The sequence below is a fragment of the Algoriphagus oliviformis genome (assembly GCF_017254915.1).
In the GTDB taxonomy this organism is placed as follows: domain Bacteria; phylum Bacteroidota; class Bacteroidia; order Cytophagales; family Cyclobacteriaceae; genus Algoriphagus; species Algoriphagus oliviformis.
On sequence record NZ_JAFKCT010000001.1, the window covers coordinates 766125 to 788766 of the forward strand.

Genomic DNA, 22642 nt, shown 5'->3' on the forward strand with positions numbered 1-22642 from the left:
GTGAAATCACACTTTGACGGTCTTCTATTCAAAGCTGTCGGCTACTTTTTTGTAAATTCTTGAATTATTGGGACTCGGTCTAACTTCATTGAAGCTGCGTCTAGCTTTTTGATACTTACGTCTAGCGTCTCCCTCACTTCAACTCGATCTCGCCGGTCTCCGGGACTTTGTTTCCCACGATTCCTTCGTAAAACCGAACCATTTCCTCCAGCTTTTCGGGTTGGTCTCCGGCGAGGTTTTTCGCCTGGGAGAGGTCCTCCGCTAGATGGTAAAGCTGGTATTCCGGAAGGTTGCCGGTTTCGATGTTGACAGCCTGGAGCACCGGGGCGCCCTTGTGCGGCGGGATCATCACCCAGTCGCCCTTGCGCAGGGCCGTACGGCCGGTGGCTTCCAAGATGAGGCTTTCCCGTCCAGTCTGGCTTTTGCCGAGGAAGGCGTCCAGGATGTTTTCGCTGTCTTGGCCTTGGATGCTGCTGCCGGTCAGCGCGGCAAGCGAACTCAAAAAGTCCACCTGGCAGACCAGGGCATCGGAGACTTGGGGCTGCACCGTCCCTTTCCAATAAACCATAAAAGGCACGCGCGTCCCAGCTTCCAGCAGGCTGTATTTGCCTCCCCGCAGTGGGCCTGCAGGCGTGTGGGAGCCGTTTTTCTCTACTGCGTCGTCGTAATAGCCGTCGTTCAGCACCGGTCCGTTGTCACTGCTGAAGATCACCAGGGTATTTTCCAGGATGCCTTCCTCCTCCAGGGTTTTCATAAACTCCCCAATCGCCCAGTCCGCCTCCAGGATCACGTCGCCCCGGGGGCCCAGCCCGGATTTGCCGACAAACCTAGGATTGGGCGTGCGGGGTACATGGGGCTGCTGCAGGGCGTAGTAGAGGAAAAAAGGCTTTTCCCTGTTTTCCTTCACAAAGGCCTGTGCCTTGGCCAGGAAGTGATCCGCCATGGTGGTATCGTTCCAGAGGGCAGCCTTTCCGCCTTTCATATATCCGATTCTGGGGATGCCGTTGACGATGCTGTTGTTGTGGCCGTGATGCCACTTCATCGTGGTGAGTTCGGGGTTGTCTTTGCCGGTAGGCTCGCCCTCGAAGTTTTTTTGGTAGTCCACCTGGATGGGATCAGCGGGGTCGAGCTTGTCCACGCGGTCGTTGTGGATGTAGACGGTGGGGACACGGTCTTGGGTCGCCGCCAGGATGTAGCTGTAGTCAAAGCCAACCTGGTTTGGCCCGGGGCTGATGCTGGCATTCCAGTCGGTCTCTCCGTCGCCCAGGCCGAGGTGCCACTTGCCGACGATGCCGGTGTGGTAGCCCTGTGCTTTGAGCATCTTGGGTACGGTCATCTGGGCGGTGTCGATCAGGAGTGGAGCCGTGCCGGGGAGGATTTTGGCGTCCTTGTTTCTCCAGGGATACACGCCGGTGAGTAGGGCGTAGCGGCTCGGCGTGCAGGTGGCCGAGGTGGCGTAGCCGCTGGTGAAGCGGATGCCCTCGTTGGCGAGCCGATCCATGTGGGGGGTGGAGAGCTGGCTGGCACCGTAGGCGCTCATGTCGCCGTACCCGAGGTCGTCGAGGTAGATGATCACGATATTTGGCTTGGACGATGCGGAGGCCTGCTCTTGTTCCGATTTGGGCGAGCTGCAGGCCCAGGCGAGGCAGGCTGCGAGGGCAAGGCTGAGAATTCTGGTATGCATGGGATTTGGATAATTTCTGATTTGGTCTAGGAGAAAATCACCAGGATTTCCTTTTCGTTTTTTGGGTTGGGGGTTAGCTTGGGAAAGGTTTTGGTTTCCCCCGTTTGCAGGTTTTTGACCTCCACGCGATGGGTGGCGCTGGAGAAGACCTTGGGCTGAAACAGCCCGCCCACAGGCCGGAGATTGTACTGCAGTTCCCCGCTGGCCTCTTCAAACACCGATACCAAGGGGCTTTCCACCCCCTGAAACCTGAACTTGTCCAGGTAGGCAGTTGCTTTCCTGCCGTAGTTGTCCGCCTCGGTGATCTGGATGGGCCAGCCGGCAAACTGTCCGGCCGGGTTTTCAACCGGATTGACATACCTCGGCCAGCATGCGATCTCCATAGACTTCTTGCTTTTGTCAAAAGTAATGATGCCGTAGCCCGTGCTGCGGTCATGGATGAGGGCGGGGGCCACGCCGGTTTGATGGGGATTGCCGACTGCGTGGATGGTCATTTTGTTGCCAAAGCCGTCGTGATAGTTTCCGGTATTCGGAGTTTTTCCAGGGATGGGCTGATGGCCTTCCGGCACTTTGGGCCACCATCGGCGGGGGAAAAGATTGTTGAGCGCCGGACCTGCAAAGGCGAAGCCCGAGTCGCCAAATTCCTCCACCCCGTACTGCACGGTGCTCGGCAAATGCTGATCTCCAGCGATGTGGAGGGCAAAGGATTTTCGGATCACCCGAACGGCCTGGTCACGGCCTTTTTGCGGCCAGCCGTTGGAGTCCATGTCGGTGGTCGGCGCGTCGCCGCTCACGTACTCGCCGAGCTTGGGAATGGGCAGGCTCGGCACCATGCTGTCGATGATGCTGCCTTCGGGCAAGGTGGCGACAGTGCAGAAATTGGTCTGGGAAAGGACGGACTTCATCTGGATGTCGGCATCCCAGTCTTGGATCCAGTCTTCCAGAAAGTCCATCTGCCGCTTTCCCAATAGGTCAGCCTCGATGTCGTAGTATTTCTTGATGTCAAAATCCAGGTTTTGGATGAAGCCGTTGGTGACTTTGGCTTCTTCGGGCAGGACGTTTTTTGGTGCGGTCTTGAATTTTCGGTCTTCCAAAATCGCAAAACTCACCCCTCCGTACACCCAGTCGGTGTAGTACACGTTGATCCCCTGCTTCACCGGAGTGGGGTCGTAGGCATCGGGAAGGTGGCAGGTCTGCGTGCGTTGGATCATGTTGACCCACTGGGCGGGCATCTTGTAGCCGCCTTGGTCCTGGGCCACGTAGCCCCAGCCTTCGTCGGTAGGAGCATGCTCCCCGCCTTCGCCCCAGACGTTGCCGTGATAGACGTCGTGGTCGTCGGGGATGATCGCGGCGGGAATGTTGCGGAAAATATCCCGGTAAGACCAGCCAAACATGTACCACTTGTGGAGGTAGTCGAGGTAGGCTTTTTCCATCGGGCTGGTCTGTATGCCAAAGCCCCCGGTGCCCTCGTAAAACTGGTCCCCGAGGAAAAGGGCTACGTCCGGTTTGTGGAGGTTGACATGGTCGCTGACTTCCTGGTCGGGAAAGCCGTAGTCCGCATTGCAGCTGAAGACGGCCACCTTGAGGTTTTCATGGGAATCGGGCTGCCTGGCGATTTGGCCGGTGTAGAAAAAGTCCTGCTTGCCGCTTTTGAGCGGGAAGTCGAGGAAAACACGATATGGCACCATAGCTTTTTTGTCCCAGTTTTCCACCCGAAAGTGGGCGTACCTGCCTTCCGGATCGACGGCCGAAGTTGCGATGGTTTTCCATTGGGCACCCTCCAGGATCTGAAGCTGGACTTGGAGGCCGGGCACTTTTTCCACCGGAGCGAGCTGGGCAGTGAGCTTGAGCGTATTTCTGTGCAGGGTGTACTGCGCAAAGACGATGGGCCCAAAAATCTGCTTGCTGTCAACGGCGATCTTTTCACCGGAAAATTTCCAGTCGGCGAAAGCCACCAAAGGCGAGTCGCTTTGGTTTTCCTTGGTGGCATGGGCTACGATGGCCAGGTTTCCGACGAGGTCTTTGGCCTCGATGCCTTCGGACTGCAGCTGGATCGGCTTTGCAAATCCGGGGTCATTTGAGCCCGAAAGCGTGAGCGAATAGGAGCCGCCGCTCGACTTCGCCTGCATGCGCAGGTGGATGGGTTGATCGAGGTTGAGGGTGGTGTTGGAGGTTTTTTCCCCGATCAGAAGCTGGCCCGCGCCGTTGATTCCCAAGTCCAGTCCTTTGCCGAAGACCGCTGCGGAGCGGTAGTCGGCAAACTTCCCCTTGGCTCCGATACGGAAACCTGCATAGGCCTCGGGCTTTCCTTTCAGGCTGGCGTTTTTCCAGTGTAGCGTGATCGACTGCTCAAAATCCTGCTTGCCATCCTGCAGCTGATGGGTGAGAATGTGCAGGGCACGGTTGGGGGCAGAGATTACACAAGCGGCCTTGCCGTCTTGGATTTCCCAGTCCTGGAGTCTGTTTCCCCAGTATTCCGGGCCGATCCAGTGGAGGTCGGGCCAGTATTCCCAGGTACTTTGGTAGGCCGGCGCAGGGCTGGCAAAGAGTTCGCGGATGCCGGTGAAGCCCTGGCTAAAGAGAAAAGGAGTGGAAAAAGAGCCCAAGGCCATGGCCTTGACGGCCGATCGTCGCTTCATAATGTGCAATTCAAAAGGTGGGTAAGGGAGGTATTTCCTCCAGCCGGACCAATATAGGCCGGACTGGAGGAAGGAGAAAAAGCAAAATGATTACTGGTTATTGTAGGCCAGGGTTAATGTTCACTTCGCTTTGGGGCACTGGCCAGTAGTTGTCCGTGCCCTCGCGGAATTTTCTGGAGGTGACATACCATCGGCTATAGGGGTCAGGCTGCCCGTTTTTCAGTCGTTTTTTGACTGCGCCTGGGAAAGAGGCCCCATAGAAATCGGCATTGAGCACGTCCTTGGCGATCCCCCAGCGCAGGATATCCCAATACCTCGTTCCCTCGCAGGCCATCTCTACCCGACGCTCTTTTCTCAAAATCTGCCGCAGCTCGGTCGAAGAGGTGGTGGTGATCGGAGGCATGCCCACGGAGGCCCTACCGCGGACGAGGTTGATGGTCGCGTCCAGATCGGCTTGGGAGATGGGTTTTCCGGCCTCCAGCTTTGCCTCCAGGTAGCTGAGCAATACTTCGGCGTAGCGGATGACCGGGGTGTTGCCGCCATAGTTGGTGAGGTTGCCGGAGAAGGTTTCGTCCACAAACTTCTTGAGGCCAAAACCGCTTTGCGTGGTCTGCTTGCCGGCGCCAAGCTGGTCCGGAGAGGATGCGGAATCGGGATGCGTGATGTAGGTGCCTTTGAAGGTTGATCCATTGTAGAGGATGGTGGCCTTCAGTCTCGGATCGCGGTTTTTTCCCAAGTCTTTGGGATCATACAGCGGGCTGTCATAGCTGAAGGCGCTGCCGTCCGTGAAATCATAGGACTCCACCAGGCTTCCCAGCGGATTGAAGATGTGCCATCCTCCCGCCAAAGCCGGGAAGAAATGCTGCAGCATCCCATTTGCGCCCAGGTTGTCGATGTATTGAGTACTGAAGATGATCTCGTTGCTGTTTTCGTTGGATTTCAGGAAAAGGCCCGCGTAGTCCGGATCGATGATGTTTTCGCCCATGGCGATGATCTCCGCATAGGTGCTTTCGGCGTCTGCCCACTTTTTCTCCGAAAGCAGCAGGCGACCCTTGAAGGCCAGTACGGTTTGTTTCGTCACCCGACCCCGCTCGGTATTGGGCAGGCTTTTGTGGCTTGGAAGAAAATCCACGATTTCGTCAAACTCGCTCAGGAGAAAGGACACGATCTCCTCTTTCGAGGCTTTGGTCACCACGTTTGCCTCCTCAGGGCTGAGCGTGCGGAGAACCAATGGAACGCTGCCCCAAAACTGGGACATGTAGAAGTACTGCGCGGCGCGAAGGAATCGCACTTCGGATTTCATCCGCGCTTTTCGGGACTCGTCCATGGTGACCTTGTCGATGTTTTCCAGGAAGAAGTTCGCGTTTGCGATGTTCTTGTAGGAAGAAGACCAGTAGGAGCCGAGGATGTTGATGCTCGGCGTCAAGGTGCCGTTGGATAGCCGGTGGAAGGCCGAATTGTCGCCGCGGCGATCGTAGGCATTGTCCGAGGCAAATTCGAGAAACAGCAGGCCGTCGTAAGCCCACCAGTTGGAGGGGTTGACGGTGGTGCCGTTTTGGATGATGCCACCCCGGTACACGCCGGTGAGAGCCAGCTGGGCGTTGCCCTCGCTGCTCCAGAAGGTGGCGTTGTCAAAGCTGTCCAAGGGCGATTTGTCGAGTTGGTCCACACAGGAAAGCAACGTGGTGGACAAGAGTGCGGCGCTTAGGAATTTATATAGCTTATTCATTCTAGTCATGGTTGGGGAGTGAATTAAAACTGGAGGTTGACACCGAAGGTGTAGTTCCCGAGGATGGGGTAGTAGGCCCTTGCGGTGTTGACCTCAGGATCCCAGCCTTGGCGGTAGTTGCTCCAAGTCGCGATGTTTTCGGCACTTACATACATTCTCAGCCGGGCCACTTTCAGCTTTTCAAGTGCTGCCGGAGAGAGACTGTAGCCCAGCTGGACATTGCGGAGCTTCACATAGGAGCCATCGAGCGTCCAGAAGGAGGAAGTCAGGGTATTGGGCGTGCCGGAGTTGGAGATGAACTCCAATCGGGGGTAGCCGGCGTTTCGGTCGGGGTTTTCGGGAGTCCATCGCTCTTCCATTTGCCATCTCTGCACCCCGCCTTGGTTGTTGAATGCGAAACCCGCGTCGCCGGTAAGGTTGCCTTTTACCCCCGCTACGCCCTGGATGAGCATGCTGAAGTCAAAACCTTTGTAGTCGGCTCCGAGATTGAGGCCAAAATTGAACTTGGGGATCTGGCTGCCCAGCACCACCCGGTCATAGGTAGGATCTACCTTTCCGTCGGGCACGCCGTCCGGGCCGCTGATGTCCTTGTAGCGGATGTCCCCAGGCTTGGGATTTGGATTGATGGCCGTCATGGTCGGCCAGCTGTTCACATCCTCCTGATCCACAAAAAGCCCGTCCGCTTCATAGCCGAAGTAGATGTTCATGGGATAGCCGATGAACAAGCTGCTGCCGTTGCCGACCATGCCATTGGGCTGCTGTACATTGCCGACGCCCAGATCCAGCACCTCGTTGTTGATGATGGTCAGATTGCCGCCAGCGCGGAAATTGAATGCCTGGCCGGTGTGGCGGTAGTCCATGACCAGTTCGACGCCCGAGTTTCTCAGCTCGCCGGAGTTTTGCTGGGAAAGGCCAAAGCCCACGATGGTGGATACGCTGGAGGCTGGGCTGTTGAGGATGTCATAGGTGAATCGGTTGAAGTAGGTCGCGCCAAAGTTGATTTTGCCTTGAAGCAAACTCACATCCATGCCGATGTCCATCGTGCGGGTGCTTTCCCAGTGCAGGGTGGAGTCCGTGATCACGTTGCGGGTGAGTCCGGTGCTGATGTTTCCTCCAAAGGAATAGTTTTGGCCGAGGTTGAGCGTGTTTTGGTAGGGATAGTTGCCAATATTTTGGTTGCCTAGGATACCGTAGGAAGCTTTCACTTTCAGGTCATCCAGCCAGTTGGTTTTGTCCTTCAAAAACGGCTCCTCGGAGATTCTCCAGCCCACGGCGGCGGAAGGGAAAAAGGCAAACTTCTCGTCTGTCGGGAAGCGGGACGAGCCGTCGTAGCGCATGGTGGTCTCGAAGAGGTACTTTTCCAGATAGTCGTACTTGACCCTGCCAAAGAAGGACATCAGGGCCCATTCCTCCGCGCTGCCGGAGTTTTTTTGGTTGTCCGGTGCGCCGACGTTCAGTTGGGTAAGGTCGTTGTTGGCCAGCTTGTCCCTAGAGGCGGTCGTAAACTCGTACAGGTTGTCCTCAAAGGAATAGCCGCCGAGTATGTCCAGTTTGTGCATCCCGAGGATCTTGGAGTAGTTGGCTACCGCCTGGAAGGTCTTGTAGGTGTTTTGCTCGTCGTTCAGCCTCAGTTCGTTTGGTCCGAGGGTGATGTTAGGATTCAGTACCTGGGTGGCGAGGAGTCTTTTTTCGTCCAAGAAAGACTGGTTGAATGCGCCGATGAGCGACAGTTTCAGGTCTTTGGTAAGCTGGTAGTCCAGCTTGAGGTTGGAGTTGAGATCCAGCCCCTTTGATTTGAAGAAGGAGTCATTGTTCAGGTAGGAGACGGGCGTTCCTTTGCCGACCACGCCGAGACCGTAGTCACCGTTGGAATACCTGTCCACGTAGATCGCCGGAAAGCGGACGGACTGGCCGATGATCCCGAGCATGTCCGTGAAGTCCAGCGTTGCCGGGGCGGAGGGCTCGTTGGTCACCGAGTTGATCAGCGCCAATCTCGTGGTCAGCTTAAGCTTGGAATTCAGGTCGTTTTCCAGGTTGAGGCGGACGTTGTAGCGGGAATAGTTGTTTTTGATGACCAGACCGTCCTGGAAGAGGTAGCCAAAGGAGAGGTTGTATTTGCTGGTTTTGGAGCCTCCATTGATGGTCAGGTTGCTTTGTGTCTGAACCGGCTTCTTGGTCAAAACCTGGCCGATGAAGTCGGAATTTGGATAGTTGTCCCGATCCGTTCCGTCCCGGTATTTCTGGATGTCTTCGGCGGTGTAGACCTCGCTTCCGTCCGCCTCGTTGAAGAGCTCGGCAAATTCCCAAGAGTTCACAAATTCCGGATATTCGGTTGCTTGCTGGAAGCCCACGTAGCCGCTGTAGCTCACCTTCACCTGCTCGCTGGAGCCGGTTTTGGTGGTCACGAGGATCACGCCGTTGGCAGCCCTTGCTCCGTAGATGGCGGCGGAAGAGGCGTCTTTGAGCACGGAGATGGATTCGATGTCGTTGGGGTCGATTTCATTGAAGGCGTTGGTGGGAATGCCGTCCACCAGGATGAGGGGATTGGTGCCCGCGCCAAAGGAGCCCACGCCCCTGATGCTGATCTGACCACCACTTGCGCCGGGTCTTCCGCCTCGTTGGATCACAGTGACGCCCGGGATTTGGCCGGTCAGGATGTTGGAGACGTTGGTGACCTGGCGGTTGTCGATGTTGTCCGCCGAAAGCTGCGATACCGCGCCGATCACGTCTGCCTTCTTTTGCTCACCGTAGCCTACCACGACGATTTCGTCCAGGGCTTTTTCGTCCTCAGCCATGACCACATCGACGGTGGACTGGCTTTGTACCGTCACTTTTTGGCTTTTGTAGCCGATAAAAGAGAACACCAGTACCTCGCCTGGCTCTACATCAAGAGAAAATTTCCCGTCCACATCAGTCACGGTGCCTTTGGTGGTACCCTCGACGATGATGGTCACTCCGGGGAGGCCAAAGCCGCTTGGGTCGGTCACCGTACCCGATATTTCCTTTGCTTCGGGCTTTGCTATGCTGATGCCTGCGGGGATGCCCGAGGTCCCGGGGCGGACGTGGATGTTTTCGTTGATCTGGATAAAAGAAAGTCCCGTCTGCTTGATCAGGTCGGTCAAAACCTCATAAAGGATGGTTTTCCTGCGGTCTAGGGAGACCTTTTGGGACAGGTCCACTTTTCCGGTATTGTAGGTAAACTTGAAGTTTGTCTGTTTTTCGATCGCCGAAAATACCGACGTGAGTTCCGCGTCGGTGAGCTGTACGGTGACGGCCACCTGCTCCACGGTTTTTCTCTGGGCATTCCCCTCGTTGGCGAGCAGGAAAGTCACAAAGAACAGCTGGAGAGCAAAGGCGTACAGTATTCTTTTAGACAGCATAAGCAATTGTCCAAGTATTGGTTTTTTCATACAATTGTGAAGATTAATGTGTGCAAATACTTAATCGGCTCGCCTTTGAAAGCATTAGGGCTCAAAGGCGAGAGTACTGGCAGCAGCATGTTCCTGGCCGAACTGCTGCTGCTTTTTTATTGCGGATGGCGGAGGGAAAAAACCTCGGCACCGCAATACCAAAAACGGGGGAGACGGTGGACTCCCGTCTCTACAGGGGACTGCTTCAGGCTGGCTAAGGACTTTCTTTGAGGGTTTTCATAAAAATCGTTTTGGGGTTATTGTGTGAATATAAAGGTCAACAATCAGATATCATGTAAATCATACCAATAAAGTATGATATTATTTTTTTCCGGTGATTTTCACCTGTTTTTCCTGGATGGAGTATTTGATCTGGGAAGTCTGGCTGATGCCTTCCAGTGTGTTGGCAAGGCTTTCGTCAAAATAGATCCCCGAGTAGGCCCAGCCCTTGGGCAGCTCCCCCTCGAATCGGATGTCTACCCCGTACCAGTTTTCCAGCTTCTGCACCACAGCGGCGAAGTCGTCGTTTTTGAAGACCAGGTATTTGTCCTTCCAGCCAGTGATCTCCCGAACGTCAAAGTTGGATTTGTTCAGGTTTCCGTTTTCGTCGATTTGCAGCATTTCGGAGGGTACGAGCATGACTTGGTTGCCAAGCGTGTCCTTGACCTTGACCGAGCCTTCGACCAGCGCGACGGAGAGCTGCCTGTCGCCGTTTTGCTTCACGTTGAAGTCGGTGCCCAATACTTCCACTTCCGCGCTGGGGAGTAAGACCTTGAAGGGCCTGGATTCTTTTTCCACGTCAAAGAAAGCCTCTCCGGACAGGAGCCTGACCTCGCGCTGGGTCTCGGAGAAGTCCTCCGGGTAGGCTAAAATGGTCTTGGAGTTGAGGTGGATCAGGGTTCCGTCTTTGAGTCGCACGCTGGTCTTTTGTCCCTTGGGATTGACTTTGGTGATCCAGCGCACTTCCGGCTGGACAGTCTCAGACCTGGGCCAGGAGGCATAGATCGCCCAGGCAGCCAAGCCAAGCAGGAAAAAAGCCGCGGCTCGGCGCACGGAAAAAAAAGAGTACCACTTCCCCTCTTTTTCTCCCCTGTTTCCGGGCTCTTCACGCAGGCCTTCTTCGGCGCGGATGATGTTTTCGAACAGCTCCACATAATCCTCGTCGCTCAGGGCCGATTCGGGACTGTACCGGATGGAGCGGACCACTGCCGCCGCTTCGGTGACCAGAGGACGTTTCCCAGGATTGGCGACGAGCCACTTTTCCCAAAAGTGCGTCGTGTTTTCGTCCGGGTTTTTCACCCATTGGACAAAGAACTCATCCGAGAGAAATTCCTCGATTTCGTAGTCTTCAAATCGTTTGATATTTTCCTTACTGGACATGTGGTTACCTGTTGGTCGTTGGTTTGAGTAGGTCTTTGAGGCTTGCGATGGCGCGGTAGATGAGCTTGCGGGCCGTTTTTACTTCGGAAAATTCCATCAGCGCGGAGATCTCCCGGTAGCTCAGGCCGTCTTCGTAGAAGAGCAACAGGGCTTTTCGCTGCTTGGGGGTGAGCTGGTTGAGCGACTTGGCCAGGAGCTCGTGGCGGCTCAGGGCGGATTCGCTGTCGATGAGGCTTGTCTCCGGCGACACTTCCATGGCAAAAGTTCCCTCGTGGTAGTCGGCTTCCGCGTGGCGAAACCGCGCCTCGTTTTTGCGGTTTTTCGAGATTTCGGCCTGAATGCAGCGGTAGAGGTAGGCGCGGATATTGGCGACCTCGGAGAGTTCGCCCCGCTTTCGTCTCAGGTAGATGAAGAGGTTTTGGATGCAGTCTTTTACCAAATCCCCGTCTTTGGAATACTGCCAACCGTACCGATACAGATCCTTGACATAGGTTCTATAGATGTAGTTGAAAGCCGTCTCATCGCCCAGATTGAAGGATTTCCAGATTTCCTGATCCGATTTGTCCTCGTAGATCTTGATGGTCTCGAAATGCCTCAGGGGGACTACAGTCTTTTCGGCAGATGATTTTGGGTTTTTGTTCATTAAAATTCCGAATTCCGCGGGTATTCAATTAATAGAGTCAGGAAGTGCCCCGGATGACCCCATAAAATTTATTTTATTTTCGGAAAAAATTGAAGAACCGCCACTTTGTGTAAAAATCCCCATTCTTGGCGGTTATCCCAGCGGTCTTTCCAAGGTCGGCGGCGGGAGCAGTTTTATTGTGTGATGCGCGTCTCTGGAGTCTTGGACCTTCCGTTTCGCCACTGCTGGACTTCCCAAAAAAAATAAGCCCCTGTCCGACTGCCGAACAGGGGCTTTGCTTAAGCTTTTGCTACTATTGCCCGCAGGCTACCGCCTGCTTCACGTCCAAATGGATGGCATAGTATCTGAATCCACTGACTTGGATCTCGAGCGCCGTGCCTTTGTAGGTAGTGAATGGGCCTGCTGCGGGTCTGGTACTTGGAATCTCATTGTAGCCTTGGATCTTCACCGCTTCGCTGTCATTTTGGAGTGACCATGATCCCAAGTTGATGGTGATCTTGCTGCCGTCATAGGTGACAGTACCATCGGTGGCTTTTTGCCCAGCGTAGATGGTTTGCGTGGCTGGACCGGCTTCTGCGTCAAAGTAGAACCACCAGGCTTTACCTCCTCCACTGCTGTTTCCTCCCCAAGCAGTTTCGGTCTTGTAGCACATTTCTTCTTCATAGACGGTTCCGCAGTCCCCTTTTTTGTCGATGAGAAGGGATACTTTGGTTCTCTCGGCACTTTCGCAGCCGGCATATTTCACGGAGGCGGCCCATAGTTCCAAAGAGCCGAAGTCAGTGAGGCAGGTTTCTGTTGCGAGCTCGTCACCCGTCTCAGAGGTGTACCACACTACCATCGATCCTTCTGGAGCGGTGGCTTCTGCGCATAGCGGAGCGATGGCATCGCCCTCGCAGTATTCGGCAAACTTATCCTCTGCCTCGGGTGCTTCGGGAGCGTCGGACAGGCTGTAGCAGAACGTCAGGTTGCTCAGCTGCGCAATATTCGGCTTTTTCCCGCCGGTATAGGGCGAGTGCAGCCCCGAGTCGCCGTTCACTCCTTGGGGATAGACGTAGATGTGGGAGGCGTTGCTTCCCTTGACGATCACGGCCATTCCTTCCAGACACTTGCCTTCCGGAGGAGTGAAGGACCAAGTGATGTATTTTCCGTCCGGCGATACCATCACTTCGAGGCCTTCCGGCCAGCTGTTGGCAAAGGCTCCGTACTCGAAGTTGTTTCTTCCGGAGCTTTGGTCATACTCACATACGTCTGCGCAAGTCGCATTGCCTCCATTGCCGTGCTCTTCTGCCGTCCACAGGATGGGGTTCACCACCGGTCCGCCGACCATCGCATTGATCAAATTGCCATCGGCATTTACAGCCAACAGATCCTCACTTTCATCCTGTGAAGGATCGATACCTTCAAACTGCGTACAGCTTGATACCAAAAGTACAATTGCCAGTCCCCATAACCCGATGAGGTTCCTGGCTGTTAGTTTGGGTTGCATAAAACTTCGGTTATTCTGGTAAAATGAAATTAGAAAAACAGAAGCGATTTAATGCCAGTAAAACGCTGTTTGACTCTTATAAAACGCAGTTTGTTTATTAGTTTTTACTAAAAAATTCGCCGGTTTGAGCCTTTAGTATTTTTGCAAAAAAAAATCACGCAAAATTCATCTGCCATCCGATATGAAGTGGTTGGTAGCCAGTCAGATGTTTGCTTCTGGTATGTGCTTTTGCCGGATCACCAAGGTGCAAATAAGAGGTGTTTTGAATTCCAAGCCTTAAACAATTTCCGGCGAAATCGGTATTTTGAGGAGGCTTGTACTATGGGTAAAAAAGCACTGATCATTGGTTCGGGGATCGCGGGGCTCGCCGCTTCCATCCGCTTGGCGGTGAAAGGCTACGAGGTGGCCGTCTTCGAGGCGAATGCCTACCCCGGCGGCAAGCTTTCCCAGATCGAGGCATTCGGCTACCGTTTTGATGCAGGGCCATCCCTCTTCACCGAGCCACAGCTGGTGGAGGAGCTCTTTAGCCTGGCGGGAAAGAATCCGGGGGACTTCTTCCGCTACCAAAAGCTGGACACGGTCTGCCGGTATTTTTGGGAGGACGGAAAGCGGCTCAGCGCTTGGTCTGATGTGGACAGGTTTGCAGAGGAAGTGGAAACCAAGCTCGGCGAACCCGCAGGCAAAGTCCGCGAGGCGCTGAAAGGCTCGGCCTTTATCTACAAGCATCTTGCGCCGCTTTTCTTGGAGCGCTCGCTTCATCGGCTTTCCACCTGGACCAGTTCAAAGGCGCTGCGAACCTATCTCAAGATGGGCCAGCTAGGGCTTTTTTCCACCATGAGCCAGGCAAACGAGCAGCGCTTCGACAGCCCCAAACTCATCCAGCTTTTCAACCGCTACGCGACCTACAACGGCTCTGATCCCTATCAGACTCCGGCTACACTGAATATCATTCCCCATCTCGAGTTTGGCCGAGGTGCCTATTTTCCGGAAAAGGGCATGCACGACATCACGCTCAGCCTAGTTGAACTGGCCAAGTCGCTGGGGGTGGTTTTTCATTTTGACTCTCGGGTGGAGGAGATTTTGGTGGAAAAAGGCCAGGCCGTGGGCTTGGTGAGTGGAGGAAAGAAGTTTCCCGCCGAGCTCGTCGTGAACAACATGGACATGGTCAATGCCTACCGGACGCTCCTGCGAAAGCAAAAGCAGCCCAAGCGCCTGCTCAGCCAGCCCAAGTCCAGTTCGGCGCTGATTTTCTATTGGGGAGTGAAAAAAGTCTTTCCCGAGCTGGACCTGCACAACATCCTCTTTTCGGAGGACTATCGGGAGGAGTTTGGGCATATTTTCAAAAAAGGAACCATCCACCACGATCCGACCGTCTACATCAACATCACCTCGGTCATGAAGCCGGACGACGCTCCGGCGGGCTGCATGAACTGGTTTACCATGATCAACGTCCCCAACAACCAGGGACAGAACTGGGATGCGCTGATCACGGAGGCGCGGAAAAACATCCTGGCGAAAATCCACCGCATCCTGAAAACCGACCTGGAGCCGCTGATCGAATTGGAGCAAGTCCTCGATCCGAGGACGATCGAATCCCGCACGTCCTCTGCCCAGGGCGCGCTGTACGGCAACAGCTCCAACAACCGCTTTGCGGCCTTTCTCCGCCACGCCAACTTTTCTTCGGAAATCAAAAACCTGTACTTCTGTGGTGGCTCGGTGCATCCCGGAGGTGGGATTCCACTGTCACTGCTGTCGGCGAAGATCGCGTGTGGAATGGTAGAGAGTAGCAAGTAGAGAGTAGTGAGTAGCTAGTATCAAGTATCAAGTATCAAGACGCTAGAGCCAAGAATCAAGAGGCAAGAGACTGGACACTGAATTCCTTGAGGATTGTGCGTGGAATGGTGGACTAAGGAGTATCAAGTAGCTAGTATCAAGACACCAGAGCCGAGAATCAAGAGGCAAGAGACGATCACGGTACAAGCTGTCGACTGTGGACTGTTGACCAACAACTGCCTACTGCGACTGCCGACTGCTCACTGAAGCCACCGCCTCCTGCACCAGGTCTTGCTCAAAGCCCCTTCCGATCAGGTAGCTGATGACCTTGTAGTTTTTCTTGAAGGAATCCTTTTCGCTGGTTTTTTCCCACTTCTTTTCGGCTTGGCTGAGGAGCGTGTCCCAGTATTCCTCCGGGTCGATCTCCGAGAGGCCGTATTGGATGCAGCGTGGGCTGATCTGTCGAAGCTTGAGCTCGCGGGTGATGCGGCTTTTGCCCCAGTGGCGCAGGCGAAACTTGCCCCGGGCAAAGGACCTGGCGAAGCGTTCCTCGTTCAAAAAATTGTGCGCGATCAGCTCTGCGATCAGCGCTTCGGCCTGCTCGCCGTAGATGCCTTTTTCGTGGAGCTTGCGGCGGACCTCCCACTGACAGCGCTCTTGATAAGCACAATAGGTCTCCAGTTTTCCTTTGGCCTCCCCGAGAGACCAGTACTTTTTTGGAGCATGATCCGGGTTATTTTTTCCCCAGCTGGACATTTTTGGTAATTTTAAGCCAAAATACCCTTGCTTAATCTTTTTTTCAAACACCTCAAATTTTAATTCCCCAATGAGAAAGAAAATAGTTGCCGGTAACTGGAAGATGAATATGACCTTCGACGAAGGCCAGAAGCTGACTTCCGAGATCGTAAACATGTACAAAGACGAGGCGGTCAAAGACGTCATCGCAGTGCTGAATCCCCCATTTCCGCATATTTTCCCGGTAAAAAAACTGATCGGCGCTACCGAAGGGATTGCCCTGGGCTCCCAAAACTGCTCTGACAAGGATGCCGGTGCCTACACGGGCGAGGTGTCGGCCAAGATCTTGGCTTCCTTTGGCGTGCAGTACGTCATCCTCGGACACTCCGAGCGCCGGGAATATTTCAAGGAAAATAACGAATTGCTGGCCGAGAAGGTGAAGCAGGCGCTGGCCAACGGCCTGACTCCCATCTTCTGCTGCGGTGAGTCGCTGGAAATCCGTACCGCAGGTACCCATGAGCCCAATGTGAAATTCCAGTTGACCGAGAGCCTTTTCGGCCTCAGCCCCGAGGACTTCTCCAAAGTCGTGATCGCCTACGAGCCCATCTGGGCTATCGGCACCGGCAAAACCGCCACCGCTGACCAGGCGCAGGAAATGCACGCGGCACTGAGAAGACACATCGCCTCCAAGTACGGGAAAGAAATCGCCTCCGAGACTTCTATCCTCTACGGCGGCAGCGCCAATCCCGGCAACGCCAAGGAGCTCTTCTCCAAGCCTGATGTGGACGGCGGACTGATCGGTGGAGCTTCCCTCAAGTCCAGGGACTTCATCGACATCATCAAGTCATTCTGAGATCGCTGAAAGTTTTTTAGCGGATTCACCACTTCACCCTCCCGCTCAGGGTGAGGGAAATTCCCAAGAGGTCTGTGTCATCACAGACCTCTTCTTTACCAAATTATCTTAGTGAAAGCCATGGATTACCTGGAGTTTAAGATCAAGTGCCTGGAAGAATTCCGGGAAATCCTCATCGCCGAACTGGCGGAAATCGGCTTCGATTCTTTTCTCGAGACCGAGGACGGAATCGATGCCTATGCAGCCGAGTCAGAGTTTGACCGTGCGAAGTTTGACGAGCTCATCGCCTCCTACCAAGAAGAGGCGCAGATTTCCCTAACCGAGGGAGTCATGCCTCGGGTCAACTGGAATGAGGAGTGGGAGAAAAACTACGATCCCATCGCGGTAGATCAGCTGGTCTACGTGCGGGCCTCCTTTCACCAGCCCCAGCCGGATTTCAAGTACGAGATCGTGATCAATCCCAAAATGTCCTTTGGCACGGGGCATCATGCAACGACCTTTCAGATGCTGCGGCATCAGGGGGACTTGGATCATGCGGGGAAGAGAGTCCTCGACGTGGGCTCGGGCACCGGCATTTTGGCCATCATGGCCCACCTGCTGGGCGCAAAGTCCGTGGAAGCCTTTGACATCGACGACTGGTGCGTGGACAACGGCAACGAGAATTTTGACCTAAACGGACTCAGCACCCGCATGGGCCTGGGAACCATCCGAGAGGTGAATCCTCAGGGCCCTTTTGACATCGTCCTGGCCAACATCAACAAAAACGTGCTGCTGGACGAGATGGAGATCTATGCCGGACTCTTGCCTGCCAAAGGATTTCTGCTCCTCAGTGGCTTCTACACCGAGGACATCCCCGACCTGCTGGACGCGGCTAAGCCTTTTGGCCTGGAGCTGGTCAAAAAATCGTCCAAGGACAACTGGGCGGCCTTGATACTACAAAAGAACTGACATGACAGAGCTCTGGATTTACGCGATATTGTTTGTCTCGATCCTCGGGCATTGCCTCGCCGGAGTGCTGATGTACCGGGCAGTCAATGCCGATACGGGCCTCTCCATCAAGGAGAAAAACTCCTGGAGACTCAGAGCCTTGATCTCTCCTGCGCTATTTTGGTACTATTACAAGCAGGAAAAAAAGCGCAGAAATCCGCAGCTTTAAAAACCTTTTGGCTAAAAGCTCCGCTAATAGGAGTTTACCCAAGCTATATTACGAGGGGATTTTTTGATCCTCTCTTCTTTCATAAAACCAACCCATGGAGTACGTCTGGAAGCAAAAACCCAAAGCCTCACAAGCCACCATCGAGAAGCTCGGCAAGGAAATCAACGTGAATCCTACCCTGGCCAACATGCTGATCAACCGGGGCGTAGAGAGCTTTGAGCAAGCCAAGGACTATTTCCGTCCCAGCCTCAGCCAGCTCCACGACCCCTTTCTCATGCAGGATATGGAGGCTGCCGTCCGCAGGATAGACCAGGCGGTTCGCAGCGGAGAGCGCATCCTCGTCTATGGCGACTACGACGTAGACGGCACCACGGCGGTAGCCTTGATGTACAGCTTTCTGAAGGGCTTCTACCCAGAGGTTGACTTTTACATCCCTGACCGATACAAGGAGGGCTACGGTATCTCCGAGCGGGGGGTGCGCTTTGCCGCCGAAAACGGCTTCACCCTCATCATCGCGCTGGACTGCGGCATCAAAGCCATCGACAAGGTCGCCCTGGCTTCCCAGCTGGGCGTGGACTTCATCATCTGCGACCACCATACTCCGGGCGATCGCCTGCCTGCCGCCGTGGCCGTGCTCGACTCCAAGCGCGACGACTGCAACTATCCCTACAAGGAGCTCAGCGGCTGTGGGGTGGGCTTCAAGCTGATCCAGGCTTTCGCCAAAACCCATGGGATCGAGGAGTCCAGCCTCTACGGCTATCTCGACCTGGTGGTGGTCAGCATCGCGGCGGATATCGTGCCGATCACGGGGGAAAATCGTCTCCTGGCCTTTTACGGCCTCGACCGCATCAACAACAACCCCCGGGCGGGACTCAAAGCCCTGATCCTCCAGGCCAAAGTCGAAAAGGAAATCCAGATCTCGGACATCGTCTTCAAGATCGGCCCTCGCATCAACGCCTCCGGACGTCTGGAGCACGCCAAGGCCTCCGTGGAGCTGCTCATCTCCTCCAATCTAGACGAGGCCATCGAGCGCGCCAAGCTCGTGGATGAGGTGAATGCGACACGGCGCAATTTTGACGAAAACATCACCAAGGAAGCCTTCGAAATGCTAGCCCTGATGGAAGAGGAGACCGAATGGAACTCCACCGTGCTCTTCAAGGAAGACTGGCACAAGGGCGTGATCGGGATCGTGGCCAGCCGATGCATTGAAAAATATTACCGCCCCACCATCATCCTCACCGAGTCCAACGGTAAGGCTACCGGCAGCGCCCGCTCCGTGGTGGACTTTGACATCTACGAAGCCATCGCCGAGTGCGCGGATCTTTTGGACCAGTTTGGTGGACACAAATACGCCGCGGGGCTGACCCTCTCGGTGGAAAACGTCCCGGCATTTCAGGCCAAGTTTGAGCAAGTGGTACGCCACCGCATCGAGGAGGTACACCGCAAGCCGGTGATCGAGATCGACGATGTGCTGCTGCTGGATCAGATCAACTATAAGTTTCACAGCATCCTGAAGCAGATGGCGCCTTTTGGACCGGGCAATACCGAGCCGATCTTCCGGATTTCCAACGTCTATGCGGACGAAGTGACCGTGCTGAAAGACAAGCATTTGCGCTTTAAGATCGTGCAGGACGGTCAGGTGACCACACCGGTTTGCCTGGGTTTTGGGATGGCTGACCGCGCGAAGGATCCCGACCTCACCACCGTGAACATGCTGCGCGGCAAGATGCGCTTCGACATCGTGGCCGAGATGCGGGAGAATTTTTTCCGCGACAAAAGCAGCTTGCAACTCTACGTGAAAGACATCAAATTTGACTGATATGATGCTCAGAGCCGAACACCTCGTCAAAATCTACAAAGGCCGCCGCGTGGTCAACGACATCTCCGTGCAGGTGGAGCAGGGCGAGATCGTGGGGCTTTTGGGGCCAAACGGTGCCGGAAAGACCACCTCCTTTTACATGACCGTTGGCCTGATCCAGCCCAATGAGGGCAAGATCTTCCTGGAGGACGAAGACATCACAGCGCTGCCCATGTACAAGCGCGCACAGCTCGGGATCGGCTACCTGGCACAGGAGGCTTCGGTATTCAGAAAGCTTTCCGTAGAGGAAAATATCCTCGCCGTCCTGGAGATGACCAAGCTCTCCAAAGCCCAGCAAAAGGAGAAAATGGAAGGCCTGCTGGAGGAATTCAGCCTTACCCACGTGCGCAAAAACCTCGGGATGGTACTCTCCGGAGGGGAAAGACGGCGCACCGAGATCGCCCGTGCCTTGGCGGTAGATCCCAAATTTGTCCTGCTGGATGAGCCCTTTGCCGGCGTGGATCCCATCGCCGTTGAGGAGATCCAGACCATCGTCGCCAAACTCAAAACCAAAAATATCGGCATTCTGATCACCGATCACAATGTCAACGAGACGCTTTCCATCACCGACCGCGCTTATCTGATGTTTGAGGGAAAGCTCCTCAAAGCCGGCAGTGCCGAAGAGCTCGCCGCCGACGAACAGGTGAGGAAGGTCTATCTCGGAAGCCAATTTGAGCTCAAACGCAAAGTTTTTAACTAGTGGAAGTGATCAACAGTTTTTTGTCCTGGATCTTCAAGAACCGTCTGGGCCAGATCGAAAATTTCAAGAAAAACCCCATCATCGTTCAGGAAGCCACCTTTTGGGAATTGATCGAGGCGGGAAAGTGGACGGAATTTGGCCGGGAGCATGGTTTTGGGGAGATCAGGGCCTATGCGGATTTCGCGGCCAAGGTACCGGTCTTTGACTATGAGTCTTTCAAGCCGTATATCGAAAAGACCATGCAGGGCGAGCAGGAGGTGATCTGGAATACCGAGATCGAGTGGTTTGCCAAGTCCTCCGGCACCACCGGCAGCCGCAGCAAGTACATTCCGGTGTCCGAGGAGAGCCTCGAGGAATGCCACTACAAGGGCGGCAAGGACATGGTGTCCCTCTACGTGTCCACCTATCCCGAGTCCAAGCTTTTTACCGGCAAGAGCCTTTCCATAGGAGGGACTTTGGAGAAAAATCCCCTGAATCCAGAGGGCACGGCCAAAGCCGGCGACGTCTCCGCAGTCATCATGCAAAACCTCCCGATCTGGGCGCAGTTTGCCCGCACGCCAGCCTTGGAGACGGCGCTTATGGGCGACTGGGAGGCCAAGATCGAGAAGATGGCCCGCGAGACCATGAACGAAAACGTCACCAGCATCGCAGGCGTCCCTACCTGGACGGTGGTCTTGCTCCGCCGCATCCTCGAATTGAAAAAAGCAAAACACATCCTCGAAGTCTGGCCCAATCTGGAGGTGTTTTTCCATGGAGCCGTGGCTTTTGGCCCCTACCGCAGCCTGTTCAAGGAACTGATTCCCTCCGAAAAGATGCACTACATGGAGACCTACAATGCCTCCGAAGGCTTTTTTGGCATCCAAGACCGGCCGCATTCCGACGAACTTTTGCTCCTGCTCGACTACGGGATTTTCTACGAGTTTATCCCGATGGAAGAGTGGGAAAGCGAAAAGCCCAAGGTCATCCCGCTTCGGGAAGTGGAGGCAGGGAAAAACTACGCCATGGTCATCTCTACCAACGGTGGCCTGTGGAGGTATAAGATCGGCGACACGGTCAAGTTTACCTCGACACTGCCCTACCGTTTCCGCATTTCCGGCCGCACGAAGCACTTTATCAATGCCTTTGGCGAGGAGGTGATCGTGGAAAACGCCGAGACAGCCATCCAGTTTGCCGCTGAGCAGACCGGTGCTACCATCGCCAACTTCACCGCTGCGCCGCTCTATTTTGAGGGGAATGGGTCAAATGGCGCTCACGAGTGGATCGTCGAATTCCAGACTGCCCCGGGCGATTTGGCGCAGTTTACCCGGCTTTTGGACCAAAAGCTCCGCGAGGTCAACTCCGACTACGACGCCAAGCGCCACAAGGACATCGCCCTGAAGCTTCCCATAGTCCATCAGGCTCCCCAGGGTCTTTTTGAGTCTTGGCTTCGCAAAAAAGGCAAGCTTGGCGGACAGCACAAAGTGCCGAGACTGTCCAACACCCGGGAATACATCGATGAGATTTTTGGGATGATGGGGTAGGTGGTAGCGATCAGTCCATAGACCAGGATTGTGGGATTTAGCCACTTCCTTACCATTTGGGGAAATCCGTTCGGATGTTTTTGGGTTTAGCCGTACTTTGAGGGGTTCCAAATTCAGAATTGAGTCATCCGAATGCCCAAAATCCATCTTTTCCTGATTTATTTCCTCCTGCTGGCATGCCTTACCCTGGCCGCTTTGGCCTATTGGAAGACACCTGCCATGGCCGTGAGCACCGATTACCTTGCTGCGGAGCCGCTAAACCTTCCCCCGCAGATTTCCTTCCGGGACTCCATCCGCCTGTTTGATTTGCCCAAAGCGCTGGATTTTGCCGGGGAAAAAGTCCCGCTGGAGCGGGGTGACATCCTCGAGCGACTGGAGCGGGAGATCTACGTGAATGCCTACTGGGAGTCCAACATGATTTTGTTGCTCAAGCGCTCCGCGAAATACCTGCCGGACATCGAGCGCATGCTGAAGGAAGAGGGCATCCCCGACGATTTCAAGTATTTGGCCATTGCCGAGAGCGCTTTGATGAACGTGGGTTCGCCGGCCGGAGCCAGGGGATTTTGGCAGATCATGGAATCCACGGGCAAGGAGTATGGCCTGGAGATCAATAAGGACGTGGACGAGCGCTATCATTTTGAAAAGTCCACCAGGGCTGCTGCCAAATATCTCAAAAAGGCCCATGCCCGGTTTGGTGACTGGACGGCCGTAGCGGCCAGCTACAATATGGGCCAGAGCGGCTTCAGCCGCCGACAGGACGAGCAGCTCAACAGCAACTACTACGAGCTCTACCTCAACGACGAGACCAGTCGCTACCTCTTTCGTATCCTCGCTTTCAAGGTGATATTCGAAAATCCCGGCGCCTATGGCTTCTACCTCAGGGAAGGGGACTACTACAAAAATCCCAGCCTCAGGACGATCCGGGTGGATGAGGACATCAAGAACCTGCCCCAATGGGCCAAAAACAACGGCAGCAACTACAAAGACCTCAAACTCTACAATCCATGGCTTCGCGATCGCAACCTCAACGTGCGCCGCGGTAAGTCCTACGATATCCTTTTGCCTGAATAGGGAAT

At 54.8% G+C, this 22642-nt stretch carries 16 protein-coding genes; 8 read left to right on the forward strand and 8 right to left on the reverse strand.

Features of this window, described 5'->3' with window-relative positions; translation table 11 throughout:
• Positions 1–133 precede the first annotated feature (133 nt).
• From J0A68_RS03250 to J0A68_RS03280, 7 genes are all read right to left on the reverse strand, one after another.
• Entirely contained in the window at positions 134–1684 is a 1551-nt protein-coding gene (locus J0A68_RS03250; RefSeq protein WP_206576747.1) for a sulfatase family protein, read from the reverse strand.
• A 26-nt stretch (positions 1685–1710) separates the two neighbouring features.
• A complete protein-coding gene (locus tag J0A68_RS03255; protein ID WP_206576748.1) occupies positions 1711–4323 on the reverse strand; it encodes an alkaline phosphatase D family protein in 2613 nt (870 codons plus the stop codon).
• Positions 4324–4420: 97 nt separating this feature from the next.
• Complete coding sequence (locus J0A68_RS03260) at positions 4421–6052, reverse strand: RagB/SusD family nutrient uptake outer membrane protein (RefSeq protein WP_206576749.1); 1632 nt, start codon at positions 6050–6052, stop codon at positions 4421–4423.
• Positions 6053–6075: 23 nt separating this feature from the next.
• A complete protein-coding gene (locus J0A68_RS03265; RefSeq protein WP_206576750.1) occupies positions 6076–9432 on the reverse strand; it encodes a SusC/RagA family TonB-linked outer membrane protein in 3357 nt (1118 codons plus the stop codon).
• Positions 9433–9783: 351 nt separating this feature from the next.
• Complete coding sequence (locus J0A68_RS03270; protein ID WP_206576751.1) at positions 9784–10842, reverse strand: FecR family protein; 1059 nt, start codon at positions 10840–10842, stop codon at positions 9784–9786.
• A 4-nt stretch (positions 10843–10846) separates the two neighbouring features.
• Entirely contained in the window at positions 10847–11485 is a 639-nt protein-coding gene (locus J0A68_RS03275) for an RNA polymerase sigma factor (protein ID WP_206576752.1), read from the reverse strand.
• A gap of 292 nt (positions 11486–11777) precedes the next feature.
• The gene (locus J0A68_RS03280; RefSeq protein ID WP_206576753.1) at positions 11778–12971 is read right to left on the reverse strand and encodes a hypothetical protein; all 1194 of its coding nucleotides are present in this window, start codon (positions 12969–12971) and stop codon (positions 11778–11780) included.
• A gap of 321 nt (positions 12972–13292) precedes the next feature.
• Between J0A68_RS03280 and crtD the strand changes: the two genes are divergently transcribed.
• The gene (gene crtD / locus J0A68_RS03285) at positions 13293–14765 is read left to right on the forward strand and encodes a 1-hydroxycarotenoid 3,4-desaturase CrtD (protein ID WP_206576754.1); all 1473 of its coding nucleotides are present in this window, start codon (positions 13293–13295) and stop codon (positions 14763–14765) included.
• Positions 14766–14984: 219 nt separating this feature from the next.
• On the opposite strand, the gene J0A68_RS03290 is transcribed toward crtD, so the two are convergent.
• Positions 14985–15500 carry a regulatory protein RecX gene (locus J0A68_RS03290; protein ID WP_206576755.1) on the reverse strand — a complete coding sequence of 172 codons (516 nt, stop codon included), beginning with the start codon at positions 15498–15500 and terminating at the stop codon, positions 14985–14987.
• A gap of 70 nt (positions 15501–15570) precedes the next feature.
• Between J0A68_RS03290 and tpiA the strand changes: the two genes are divergently transcribed.
• The 7 genes from tpiA to J0A68_RS03325 all read left to right on the forward strand — a co-directional run bounded on the left by tpiA (position 15571) and on the right by J0A68_RS03325 (position 22637).
• Positions 15571–16332: a triose-phosphate isomerase gene (gene tpiA / locus J0A68_RS03295; RefSeq protein WP_206576756.1), complete on the forward strand. Its 762-nt coding sequence runs from the start codon at positions 15571–15573 to the stop codon at positions 16330–16332.
• A 120-nt stretch (positions 16333–16452) separates the two neighbouring features.
• Positions 16453–17280, forward strand: a complete 828-nt coding sequence (gene prmA, locus J0A68_RS03300) for a 50S ribosomal protein L11 methyltransferase (protein WP_206576757.1) — start codon at positions 16453–16455, stop codon at positions 17278–17280.
• A 1-nt stretch (position 17281) separates the two neighbouring features.
• On the forward strand, positions 17282–17488 hold the full coding sequence (locus J0A68_RS03305; RefSeq protein WP_206576758.1) for a hypothetical protein: 207 nt from the start codon (positions 17282–17284) through the stop codon (positions 17486–17488).
• 94 nt (positions 17489–17582) lie between these two features.
• Positions 17583–19307: a single-stranded-DNA-specific exonuclease RecJ gene (gene recJ / locus J0A68_RS03310; protein WP_206576759.1), complete on the forward strand. Its 1725-nt coding sequence runs from the start codon at positions 17583–17585 to the stop codon at positions 19305–19307.
• A gap of 1 nt (position 19308) precedes the next feature.
• Complete coding sequence (gene lptB / locus J0A68_RS03315; protein ID WP_206576760.1) at positions 19309–20046, forward strand: LPS export ABC transporter ATP-binding protein; 738 nt, start codon at positions 19309–19311, stop codon at positions 20044–20046.
• Positions 20046–21566, forward strand: a complete 1521-nt coding sequence (locus J0A68_RS03320; RefSeq protein WP_206576761.1) for a GH3 auxin-responsive promoter family protein — start codon at positions 20046–20048, stop codon at positions 21564–21566. Before lptB ends, J0A68_RS03320 begins: the two co-directional genes overlap by 1 nt.
• Positions 21567–21698: 132 nt before the next feature.
• On the forward strand, positions 21699–22637 hold the full coding sequence (locus tag J0A68_RS03325) for a lytic transglycosylase domain-containing protein (RefSeq protein WP_206576762.1): 939 nt from the start codon (positions 21699–21701) through the stop codon (positions 22635–22637).
• The last annotated feature ends 5 nt before the right edge of the window (positions 22638–22642 follow it).

Coding starts and splice junctions, on each gene's coding strand:
- recJ (WP_206576759.1), top strand. CDS start 17,583: ATGGAGTACGTCTGGAAGCAAAAACCCAAAGCCTCACAAGCCACCATC.
- J0A68_RS03290 (WP_206576755.1), bottom strand. CDS start 15,500: ATGTCCAGCTGGGGAAAAAATAACCCGGATCATGCTCCAAAAAAGTAC.
- J0A68_RS03305 (WP_206576758.1), top strand. CDS start 17,282: ATGACAGAGCTCTGGATTTACGCGATATTGTTTGTCTCGATCCTCGGG.
- J0A68_RS03270 (WP_206576751.1), bottom strand. CDS start 10,842: ATGTCCAGTAAGGAAAATATCAAACGATTTGAAGACTACGAAATCGAG.
- J0A68_RS03275 (WP_206576752.1), bottom strand. CDS start 11,485: ATGAACAAAAACCCAAAATCATCTGCCGAAAAGACTGTAGTCCCCCTG.
- J0A68_RS03260 (WP_206576749.1), bottom strand. CDS start 6,052: ATGAATAAGCTATATAAATTCCTAAGCGCCGCACTCTTGTCCACCACG.
- J0A68_RS03265 (WP_206576750.1), bottom strand. CDS start 9,432: ATGCTGTCTAAAAGAATACTGTACGCCTTTGCTCTCCAGCTGTTCTTT.
- tpiA (WP_206576756.1), top strand. CDS start 15,571: ATGAGAAAGAAAATAGTTGCCGGTAACTGGAAGATGAATATGACCTTC.
- J0A68_RS03280 (WP_206576753.1), bottom strand. CDS start 12,971: ATGCAACCCAAACTAACAGCCAGGAACCTCATCGGGTTATGGGGACTG.
- crtD (WP_206576754.1), top strand. CDS start 13,293: ATGGGTAAAAAAGCACTGATCATTGGTTCGGGGATCGCGGGGCTCGCC.
- lptB (WP_206576760.1), top strand. CDS start 19,309: ATGATGCTCAGAGCCGAACACCTCGTCAAAATCTACAAAGGCCGCCGC.
- J0A68_RS03255 (WP_206576748.1), bottom strand. CDS start 4,323: ATGAAGCGACGATCGGCCGTCAAGGCCATGGCCTTGGGCTCTTTTTCC.
- prmA (WP_206576757.1), top strand. CDS start 16,453: ATGGATTACCTGGAGTTTAAGATCAAGTGCCTGGAAGAATTCCGGGAA.
- J0A68_RS03250 (WP_206576747.1), bottom strand. CDS start 1,684: ATGCATACCAGAATTCTCAGCCTTGCCCTCGCAGCCTGCCTCGCCTGG.
- J0A68_RS03325 (WP_206576762.1), top strand. CDS start 21,699: ATGCCCAAAATCCATCTTTTCCTGATTTATTTCCTCCTGCTGGCATGC.